The organism is Furfurilactobacillus curtus, assembly GCF_045862785.1.
Lineage (GTDB): Bacteria > Bacillota > Bacilli > Lactobacillales > Lactobacillaceae > Furfurilactobacillus > Furfurilactobacillus curtus.
Map to the genome: position 1 here is coordinate 1 of NZ_BQXO01000080.1, position 378 is coordinate 378.

The 378-nt window shown below is 38.4% G+C and carries 1 protein-coding gene; it reads right to left on the minus strand.

The annotated features are described in order from the left end of the window. A partial coding sequence (locus ACKTR2_RS10545; protein WP_407885097.1) for a MobA/MobL family protein occupies positions 1-270 on the minus strand: 270 nt, incomplete at its 3' end. Between the last annotated feature and the right edge of the window lie 108 nt (positions 271-378).

Below are 378 nucleotides of genomic sequence, written 5' to 3' on the forward strand. Positions count from 1 at the left end.
AGCTACGTTAAATTCTTTTGCATACCGTGAGTTTGATTTACGATCGTTCTTTTCAACTTCATTCCATAATTGTTCTCGATCACTGGCCCATTCTGGTGCATTTCTGGGGGTTAAAATAAAGCTTTCTGGAATTACCGATCGGGCATATAAATATCGGCGACCTTCTTTATCATCAAATAATTTTTCACCACTTCGATAAGCCGCACTGGCAATCGCACTTCGTCCTTTACCAGCACTAATATTACTAAAACTCATATGAAATATTGCCATGTTAGTCACCTCTTTACTTTGATTCTATGGGCTTGACTTTGTTGTCGCCATCGGCGACTTCTAATACAGGATTTTGGGGTTATTACAACATAGAATTCATTCTATGTG